We start from the raw sequence: 9192 nt of genomic DNA, 5'->3' as shown, positions 1-9192 counted from the left end.
CCCCGGCACCCCCTGGGGGTGGCCGGGGCCTTCGTCGTACGGAACGGGGGCGTCATCGCCCGTCGTCCGGATCGTTTCCCCCCGTCGTCCGGATCGTTTCCCCCCGTCGTCCGGATCGTTTCAGCGCAGCTCGGCGGGCCGGGTCCGGTCCTTGTCGACCTTGATCTCGCGCACCAGCTCGCCCCACACGATGTACCGGTAGTCGGAGGTGAGGACGGGCGTACAGGTCGTCAGGGTGATGTAGCGGCCGGCCTTGGTCTTCCCCGACTCCCTGGGGACCGGCTGAAGCACCTTCACGTTGTACTTCGACGTCTTCGGCAGCTTCTTGTAGACCTTGTAGACGTACCAGGTGTCCCGGGTCTCGAAGACGATCGGGTCACCGTCGTCTATCCGGTGGATGTTGTGGAACTTCGCGCCGTGCCCGTCGCGGTGCGCGGCCAGGGTGAAGTTGCCGTTGGCGTCCCAGGGGAGTGCCGACTTGACCGGCTTGGTGTAGTACCCGGCGATGCCGTCGTTGAGCTTCTTGGGGTCGGTGCCCTTCTTCACCAGCACCTCGCCGTTCTTCATGGCGGGGACATGGAGGAAGCCGATGCCGTCCCTGGTGTCGAGTTCGCCGGGGCCCTGGTCCGCCCAGTAGTCGCGCATCCGATCGCCCTGCCGGGACGCCTCCCGGTCCGCGAGGACATTGGTCCACCACAGCGAGTACGCGACGAAGAGTCCCAGCACCACGCCCGCGGTGATCAGCAGTTCGCCGAGGACACTGATGACGCCGGCGACCCGGCTGCGCGCACGTGACACTGCATCTCTTCCCGTCTGGACGTGTGGGGTCCACGGAACCCGGGACTCCGCTGCTGCCCTCAGCCTACGAGCGCGTCCGGCTTGCCCTCACTGCGCGGTCGCTCCTCGATCATCTTGCCCCACACGATCATTCGATACGTACTCGTGAATTCCGGTGTGCAGGTCGTGAGGGTCAGATACCGGCCGGGCCCGGTGAAGCCCGAGCCGGGCGGGACCGGGCCGATCACCCCGATGTTGGACGGCGAGGTCTGGGGGAGGATGTTCGCCATTTCGTAGATGTAGTACGTGTCCTGGGTCTCGACCACGATCGGATCGCCCGGCTTGAGACGGTTGATGTACCGGAACGGTTCGCCATGGGTGTTGCGATGGCCCGCGACCGCGAAGTTGCCCGCCGGGTCCGATGGCAGCGCGGTCTTGAGCTTGCCCTCGCTGTAGTGGCCCACCATGCCCCGGTCGAGCACCTTTTCCTTGTCGATGCCCGCGGCGACCGGGACGACCACATCCAGCTTGGGGATGTGCATGATGGCGAAACCCTGGCCCGGCTGGAAGGCGCCCGGCTTCCGGCCCTTCGCCCAGGCGTCCTGGATCTTGCTGGTCTCTTTGTCGACTTCCTGTCCGGCGCGGATATTGGTCCACCAGAGCTGGTACGTGACGAAGAGCAGCATCAGTACGCCGAAGCTGATGAACAGTTCACCGATGGCGCGGCTGGCGATGACGGCCGGACTGTCCTTGGCCGCGCGGGCGGCCCGGCGGGCCTCGACCCGTGAGAGCGGCCTGGCGGGGGTCCCGTCGGCGGCGGACGCCCTGGGGGGCGGCGGCGGCCCGGGACGCCTGCGCCCACGGCCCTTGGCGGCCCTGCGGCGCTCGGCCCGCCCCGGCCCGGGATGCCCCGTACCGGCCGGGAACCCAGGGGCGGAGCGCCGCGTCCCCGGCACCAGCAGCCCGACCGTCTCGTCGTCCTTCGCTCCCTCATAAGAGGACGCGGATACGGGGGCGGGCGCGGGCCCAGAGGGGTGCGCGGACGGCGACGCGGACGGGGGCGGGGATGCGGACGGGGGCGGGGATGCGGACGGGGGCGCGGCCCCTGGCGCGGCGGGGGATATCGGCCCGGACCGCGGTGGCTGTGCCGTCCACGGCTCCCCGGGCGCGGACCAGGTCTCCGCCTCTGCGGGCCAGTCCCGCTGATGGCTCCCGGCAGCCGCCCGCGCGCCCTCGGCCGTATCTCCGGGAGCGCCCCCACGCCCGCCGGGCCGGGGCTCCGTCCGGGCGTGCGTCCGGAACCACGGCGACGGCCGCTCCGTACGCGCCACGGGCTCCGGGGGGCCGGCCACGGGCTCCAGGGCGCCCGGCGCGGGCGAGAGGGGGTCCGTCACGCCCGGCGCGGGCGGGAGGGGGTCCGTCAGAGGGTCGTACTCCTCCCCACGGCGCCGGGCGGTCACGCCAGGGCCTTGCCCACAGCCTTGCCCACGACCGGCGCGAGCCCCGCCGAACGCTCGACCGCTCCGATGTCCCCGCACTGCTCCAGCCAGTTGGCCAGCATCAGGTGACCGTGCTCGGTGAGGACCGACTCGGGGTGGAACTGCACGCCCTCGACGGCCAGTTCACGGTGGCGCACCCCCATGATGATCCCGTCCGCCGTGCGCGCGGTGACCTCCAGTTCGACCGGCAGCGCGGTCGGCTCCGCGGCCAGCGAGTGGTACCGGGTGGCGGTGAAGGGCGAGGGCAGCGAGGCGAAGACGCCCTTGCCCTCATGGGTGACCAGCGAGGTCTTGCCGTGCAGCAGCTCGGGGGCGCGGTTCACCACCCCTCCGTACGCCACGGCCATCGACTGCATCCCGAGGCAGACGCCGAAGACGGGAACCCCGGTGGCGGCGCAGTGGCGCACCATGTCGACGCAGACACCGGCCTGCTCGGGGGTGCCGGGCCCGGGGGAGAGCAGCACGCCGTCGAAGCCGTCCTGCGCGTGGGCGGGGGCGACCTCGTCGTTCCGTACGACCTCGCACTCGGCGCCCAGCTGGTACAGGTACTGGACCAGGTTGAAGACAAAGCTGTCGTAGTTGTCGACGACCAGGATGCGTGCGTTGGCGCCCTTCATCGCGGCGTCCCCTCTCCGGTGCCGGCACTCGCTCCGTCAACCGTCACATCGTTGAACGGAAGCAGTGGCTCCGCCCAGGGAAAGACGTACTGGAACAGCACGTAGACGACCGCCAGGATCAGCACGAGCGAGAGGGCTGCCCGCACCCATGCGTTGCCCGGCAGATGCCGCCAGATCCAGCCGTACATTGCCGTCCCTTTCCGTTCGGTACCGCCCCAGCCTAAGGGTCGGCACGGGCGCGCGGGTCAGCTGCGCAAAGCTTCCGCTCTGCCGTCCGTCACAGGCCGGGTGGCTTCCGGACGCGCCCAGGCGATCAGCCGGTGGCTGCTCTCCGGCCCCTTCTCAAGGTCTTAAGGGGTGCCGGTACTCATGCCTTCGAGAACCGGCCAGTCCCGGCCACGGCCGAAGCGTGGGCCGTACATCTCGGCGAAGGGTGTGCCGTCGCGGTAGGCGGGGGGGGGTGCCGCCGTACGCGCGGGTCCGGGCCGGGGCTCCGCCGGGTCCCCCGCGGGGCCTTCGGGACAGGCGCTACTCCACGGGCTTCGCGTAGTGGAGATCCACTGTGCCCGAGTAGCCGGGAAGAGTCACCGCCTCTCGCTCGTCGACTTTCCAGCCGAGCCCGTACGCCTTCACATAGAGCTGGTAGTTCCGCAGCGCCGTGGACGAGTCGAGCGCCTTTTCCAGCCGCTCCTGGTCACCGACGGCGATGATCTTGTACGGGGGTGAGTAGACCCGCCCCTGGAGGATCAGGGTGTTCCCCACGCATCGCACCGCGCTGGTGGAGATCAGCCGCTGGTCCATGACCTGGATGCCCTTGGCGCCGCCCTGCCACAGGGCGTTGACGACGGCCTGGAGGTCCTGCTGATGGATCACGAGGTCATTGGCCTGCGGCTCGGGGTATCCGGGGGCCGCCTGCGCGTTCGGCGGGGCGTCATTGAGGGTGACCGTCAGCGCCCGCCCGCTGACCTTCTTGGTCCCCGCGGCCTTCTCCAGATCGCCGAGCCGCCGGTCCTCGGCGCTGGTGGAGCCGTCGTCGCGCCGGACGAGGGCGTCGACGTCGTCGCGGAGCGCGGCCGTGGACTCGTCGAGGCCACCGTTCTTGGCGCTGCGCTGCTGGATCAGATCGGAGAGCTTCAGCAGGGAGGCGTCCGTACGGATATTGGTGCCTTTGGCGGTGTTGAAACTGGTGACAAAGATCAGACCGGCGAGAGCGAAAACGGCAGCCGTCAGCAGCCTGCCCGCCCTTTTCCTCAGGAAGCGAACCGGCCCTGGCCTGGAGTCGGCGGAATTGCTCAACGTACCCTTATCTCCTCAGGCGCCGCGGAAGCACTACGCTAACGGACGCCCGGGGGAGGCAGTGGTCCCCGTCGCTCCAGATCCCGGCGTCAGCGACAGTTCCCTGCGCGGTCACGCAGCGCATCGACAGGAGAGTCCCTCGTGCCGAAGTCACGTATCCGCAAGAAGGCCGACTTCACGCCCCCGCCCAGCGGAAAGCAGGCGACCAGCATCAAGCTGACCAGCCGAAGCTGGGTGGCGCCCGTGATGCTCGCTCTGTTCCTGATCGGGCTCGCCTGGATCGTCCTCTTCTATGTGACCGAGGGCAGCCTGCCGATCAAGAGCATCGACAACTGGAACATCGTCGCGGGCTTCGGCTTCATCGCCGCCGGCTTCGGCGTCTCCACCCAGTGGAAATAGCGTCCGCTCGGCGGGGGTGGCGGCGGTCGGCCGACGGTCGGCCGTAGCGTCGGCGACCCCTGGTCGTCAAGGTCTGCCCCCAGGTTATCCACAGCGTTGTCCACAGTGGGGAAAAGGTCAGACGATCTGTGGATAACCTTCAGCGGGTTGACGCCGGTGTGACTGCGTCGGCCATCTCGGTGAAGGAGCCCGCCCCTTGTCCCTGCTGGGGAAACCCGGCTCAGCGACAAGGGGCACACATGTCCCCCACACCATGCACAAGATCCGCCACGCACTGTGGACAACTTTGGGGAAACCCCAGCTCAGATGAGCGAATCGGGGCGAGAGCCGATCGGCCGGGACGCGGTCCGCCGCGGTCTGCGGGCGGGGGCCCGTGGGTCGAAGTCGAGGTCCCGAGGGGCCTCAGGTCAGAGACGCGGTTCTCGCGACCACCGCGACGACGATGACCGCCAGCACCGCCGCGCAGGTCGCCGCCTGGACCAGCGTCCGCCGCTCCCGTGGCGCGTAGACCATCCCGAGCGTGAGCAGCGCACCCGCCACCAGTCCGCCGATGTGCCCCTCCCACGAGATGTCGGGCCGGGTGAAGGTGAGCAGCAGGCTCACCCCGAGGATCAGGACGACCGGCCGCATGTCGAGATTGGTCCGGCGTGCCAGTACGGCGAAGGCGCCCATCAGTCCGAAGATCGCGCCCGACGCACCGAGCGAGGGCTGATTCGGCGCGGCCAGCACATACGCGAGCGTGCTGCCCCCGAGCCCCGAGATCAGATAGACGGCGAGGAAACGGCTCCGGCCGAGTGCCGGCTCCACCATCCTGCCCAGGAACCACAGACCGAGCAGGTTGAAGAGGATGTGCGGCAGCTCCTGGTGCAGGAACACCGCGGTGAGCAGGCGGTACCACTCGCCGTCGGCCACCCCGACGATCTCGGCGAGCTGCGGGCTGATGGCGTACCCGATCAGCTCGACCTCGGAGACGAACCGCTCGCCGAGCGCGAGCACCAGGACGAAGACCGCCGCGTTGAGCCCGATGAGGATCTTGGTCACCAGGAAGGAATCGGCGGCGATGCTGCCACCGGCGATGGTGCGCGGCTGGTTGGCGCCGCGGCCGTGGCCGGTGCCGGAGCCGTCGCGCACACACTCGGGACACTGGAATCCGACGGACGCGCTGACCATGCACTCCGTACAGATCGGCCGCTCGCAACGGGTGCAGCTGATGCCCGTCTCGCGACCGGGATGCCGATAGCAGCTGGGCAGGCCCTGCGCGCCCTGCGGCCCCTGCGGCTCCTGTGGACTGCCTGGCGCCTGGTCCATGAGATCCCTCAATCCTCCCGACTCAACACACCGCCCCGTCCATCCAGACGGATGGACGGGGCGCATTTGTTCCCGTGCGCAGGAGAACGGGCTCCTGGTCCCGGAATCAGCCCTCGCGCGTCTCGATCACGACCGACTCGATGACGACATCGTTGACCGGGCGGTCGGTGCGCGGGTTGGTCTTCGCACCCACGATCGCGTCCACGACCTTCTTGCCGGCCTCGCTGGTGACCTCGCCGAAGATGGTGTGCTTGCGGGTCAGCCACGCGGTGGCGGACACGGTGATGAAGAACTGCGAGCCGTTGGTGCCCGGACCGGCGTTGGCCATGGCCAGCAGATACGGCTTGTCGAAGGCGAGGTCCGGGTGGAACTCGTCCTCGAACTCGTATCCCGGGCCACCGGTGCCGTTGCCCAGCGGGTCACCGCCCTGGATCATGAAGCCGCTGATCACACGGTGGAACACCGTGCCGTCGTACAGCGGGTCCTGGGACTTCTTGCCGGTCGCCGGGTTGGTCCACTCGCGCTCGCCCTGGGCGAGTTCGACAAAGTTCTTGACCGTTTTGGGCGCGTGGTTCGGCAGGAGCCGGATCTCGATATCGCCGTTGTTGGTCTTCAGGGTGGCGAAAAGCTGCTCGGCCACGGTCCTGCCTTCCGTAAGACTTCTCTGAACGCACCGATCCTCGCACGGAAGGGCCGCGGACGGAGAGACGCCTCCGCACTCGCGTCCGCTGGGGCGCGCTGCGGGAGGAACCGTGGCATCGTCGTCGGCATGCGGTCGGTGCGTCCGGGGCTTCGTCCGCGCGACCGGCGGATCCCCCGGATGCCCGCCCCGCATGCCGAGGCAGCGGTCGGCAGGCATGATTTGCCAGCAGGCGGAAAGGCGAAATGTGCCGACCTGGGGATGAGTCCCCACGACGGTGCCAGACAGGTCCGCAGGACAGAGTGATCCGCAGGACAGAGTGAAACGCCACCGAGGAGGAGGATCCCCGTGACCCGCATGGACAGCGTGCGCGCCGCGACCGATTCGGCGAAGGACAGCGTGCTGCACGCCGCGGAAGTGGTGGCGCCCTACGCCGGTACGGCCCGGGACCAGGCCGCGCGCTATGCGCATGACACTCGCGTACGGCTCGCGCCAAAAGTCTCCAAGGCCGCTCAGCGGGCCCGTACCAGGGCTCGCGTCCAGTACGGCGCGCATGTCGCGCCGCATGTGCCGCCGAAGGTGGACGACGCAGCGCACCGGGCGGCGGTCCAGGCCCGGAGGGCCGCTCGTCAGGCGGCGGATTACACCAAGCCGCGCGTCGAGCACGCGGTGGCCGTGGCTCAGCCCGTACGGGAGGAGGCCGTGGCCCGTTCCGCTGCCGCGCTGGCCGCGCTACGCGGTCAGGTGACAGCCAAGGAGATTCAGAAGCTGGTGCGGAAGCACGAGCGGCGCTCGAAGGCCGCGCGGCTCGCCAAGGGTCTCGCGATCGCCGGCGTGGTGGCCGGTGGGGCCTTCGCCGTATGGAAGTGGTGGGACAAGCAGGCCAATCCCGACTGGCTGGTGGAGCCGCCCGCCGCGACCGAGGTCTCGGAGCGCGATCCGCTTTCGTCGGTCGACGGCAGCCCGGAGGCGCTGGACCCGGAGGTGCAGGCGAAGCAGGCCGATGCGGAGTCCGCGGACCGGGACGATCGTCGCTGACCGCAGGGACGTCGGTGGCTCCGGCTCATCCGAGTGACAAGGCGCTCCCGGCGTCTCATGCCGGGGTGAGCGCGCGATCCGCCCTCGGGGCGACCACACGGTCGGCGGCCGTGCCGGAAGCCTTAAGGGGAGCCGTACGGGCGGTACGGGGGCCTACGACGGCCGGGAGCGCCGTACGGCCGGAGCCGGTGAGCTGACCGGAACCGTCACCGGGACGGCCGGTCCTGTCGGGGGCCGGGATCGCGGTACCCCGCTCATGACCGGAGGCGGCGAGCGCACGGTCGGTGAGCGCGTCGCTCGAGCCCGCGCTGCCTGAGGCGGAGCCGGAAGCAGGGGCCACAGCGGAAGCAGGGGCCGCAGCGGAATCGGAAACAGAACCGGAACCGGAACCGGAACCAGCAGCTGATCCGGAGCCGGAGCCGGAAGCGAAACCGGAACCAGCAGCTGATCCGGAGCCGGAGCCGGAAGCGAAACCGGAGCCAGAGCCGGAGCCGGAGTCGGCAGCGGACCGTCCGGAAACGGCACCAGTGCCCGAAGCGGCGCCGGATGCGGATAGGGCCGCCGTCTCATTCCCCGCGTCGAAGGCGGGCAGTTTACGGACGGCGGGCGACGACCCATGGGCCTCGGCGCCGATGCGCTGCTTGATGGTGGGCGGCAGCGACCTCGCGCGAGCCTGGGGGCTCCAGGGGCTCCACCGCGCACTCTGTGCCGGCACCACCCCCCGCACACTCCGTGGACGCTCCCGCTCCGCATCCGGCAGCACCTCATGGACCGGCTGCTCGGGCAGGTTCGGCTGCTCCGGCGTCCGTACGGCGGGCTGCTGCGCGGCGGTGGCGGCGCCGTGCAGTCCCAGCGAGGCGAGCAGTGCGACGAGCGCGGTGATGAAGGCGGTCCACAGATTTCTGACCTTGATGGCGGCCATGGCTCCTCACTTCCTTGCGAGTCCTTGCGAGCGATCCCCTTTGTGGAGATCTAGGGCGATCTACGTACCTTTCACATGATGTGGACGCATCGCGAGTTGCGGGGGACCGACGCAGCCGCTACGCAGTTCTTCTGATGAACACCACCCGTACGGCTCAGCCGAGTGGCCCGGCAGCGCTCGGAGAGGTACGGCGCGAGCAGTGCGATCCAGGTCGGGAGAGCCGGGAAGAGGGCATCTCCGATGGCCTTCACCTGCGATAACAACCAAGAGTAACCGACTCGCGACCCTCTGTGGATATCGGGAGCTGATGCAGTCGCCGCTCCCGACGACTGTCCAGGAGAGGTTGACGAGTGACGGCGAAACATCGCGGAACCGGTCGGCCGGGTGTAGTGGGCATCGGCGGCGACCGGCAGGGAGATCGAGTCAGTTCTCAGAGTTTGAGACAACTCTGCGGAATCGCTCAACCCAACAGCCCCTTCAACCCCTCCTGTCCCAAGGGAAGCAAGCGAACGAGGAGGGACGCCTTGGGTATCCAGGGTTGGAGACGCACCGCCGCTGCCGCCGGTATGGCGGGGGTTCTCATCGGGACGGCGGGGGTGCAGGCGACCGCGTTACCGGCCGCCCCGGCCGCGCCGAAGGCGGATCTCCGGGCGGACGTCAACCGCGACGGCAGGGTCGATGTCACCGGGGGGTCCG

General features: G+C 69.5%; 10 protein-coding genes. 2 read left to right on the top strand and 8 right to left on the bottom strand.

Annotation, left to right across the window (positions count from 1 at the left end):
* Positions 1 to 120: 120 nt before the first annotated feature.
* The 5 genes from ACWF94_RS24350 to ACWF94_RS24330 form a co-directional block, all read right to left on the bottom strand.
* The gene (locus ACWF94_RS24350) at positions 121 to 798 is read right to left on the bottom strand and encodes a class E sortase (protein ID WP_453492226.1); all 678 of its coding nucleotides are present in this window, start codon (positions 796 to 798) and stop codon (positions 121 to 123) included.
* Positions 799 to 857: 59 nt separating this feature from the next.
* Positions 858 to 2201, bottom strand: coding sequence for a class E sortase (locus tag ACWF94_RS24345; RefSeq protein WP_453492229.1), 1344 nt, complete (start codon positions 2199 to 2201; stop codon positions 858 to 860).
* 32 nt (positions 2202 to 2233) lie between these two features.
* Positions 2234 to 2893: an aminodeoxychorismate/anthranilate synthase component II gene (locus ACWF94_RS24340; RefSeq protein WP_453492223.1), complete on the bottom strand. Its 660-nt coding sequence runs from the start codon at positions 2891 to 2893 to the stop codon at positions 2234 to 2236.
* Positions 2890 to 3081 carry a hypothetical protein gene (locus ACWF94_RS24335; protein ID WP_453492220.1) on the bottom strand — a complete coding sequence of 64 codons (192 nt, stop codon included), beginning with the start codon at positions 3079 to 3081 and terminating at the stop codon, positions 2890 to 2892. Before ACWF94_RS24335 ends, ACWF94_RS24340 begins: the two co-directional genes overlap by 4 nt.
* Before the next feature lie 340 nt (positions 3082 to 3421).
* On the bottom strand, positions 3422 to 4189 hold the full coding sequence (locus ACWF94_RS24330) for a DUF881 domain-containing protein (protein ID WP_453492218.1): 768 nt from the start codon (positions 4187 to 4189) through the stop codon (positions 3422 to 3424).
* A gap of 141 nt (positions 4190 to 4330) precedes the next feature.
* On the opposite strand from ACWF94_RS24330, the gene crgA reads away from it, so the two are divergent.
* The gene (gene crgA, locus ACWF94_RS24325) at positions 4331 to 4588 is read left to right on the top strand and encodes a cell division protein CrgA (RefSeq protein WP_453492215.1); all 258 of its coding nucleotides are present in this window, start codon (positions 4331 to 4333) and stop codon (positions 4586 to 4588) included.
* Positions 4589 to 4990: 402 nt separating this feature from the next.
* On the opposite strand, the gene ACWF94_RS24320 is transcribed toward crgA, so the two are convergent.
* Both ACWF94_RS24320 and ACWF94_RS24315 read right to left on the bottom strand, forming a co-directional pair.
* Positions 4991 to 5896, bottom strand: a complete 906-nt coding sequence (locus ACWF94_RS24320) for a rhomboid family intramembrane serine protease (protein ID WP_453492212.1) — start codon at positions 5894 to 5896, stop codon at positions 4991 to 4993.
* 106 nt (positions 5897 to 6002) lie between these two features.
* Complete coding sequence (locus ACWF94_RS24315; RefSeq protein ID WP_453492209.1) at positions 6003 to 6536, bottom strand: peptidylprolyl isomerase; 534 nt, start codon at positions 6534 to 6536, stop codon at positions 6003 to 6005.
* A 348-nt stretch (positions 6537 to 6884) separates the two neighbouring features.
* On the opposite strand from ACWF94_RS24315, the gene ACWF94_RS24310 reads away from it, so the two are divergent.
* Positions 6885 to 7574: a DUF5324 family protein gene (locus tag ACWF94_RS24310; RefSeq protein ID WP_453492206.1), complete on the top strand. Its 690-nt coding sequence runs from the start codon at positions 6885 to 6887 to the stop codon at positions 7572 to 7574.
* Positions 7575 to 7629: 55 nt separating this feature from the next.
* Here ACWF94_RS24310 and ACWF94_RS24305 read toward each other — a convergent pair whose 3' ends face one another.
* Positions 7630 to 8496: a DUF6344 domain-containing protein gene (locus tag ACWF94_RS24305; RefSeq protein WP_453492203.1), complete on the bottom strand. Its 867-nt coding sequence runs from the start codon at positions 8494 to 8496 to the stop codon at positions 7630 to 7632.
* Between the last annotated feature and the right edge of the window lie 696 nt (positions 8497 to 9192).

This window comes from Streptomyces sp. NPDC055078 (assembly GCF_053607985.1).
The sequence above is the reverse complement of the archived record's forward strand: the minus strand, read 5'-3'. Positions and strand labels throughout refer to the sequence as shown.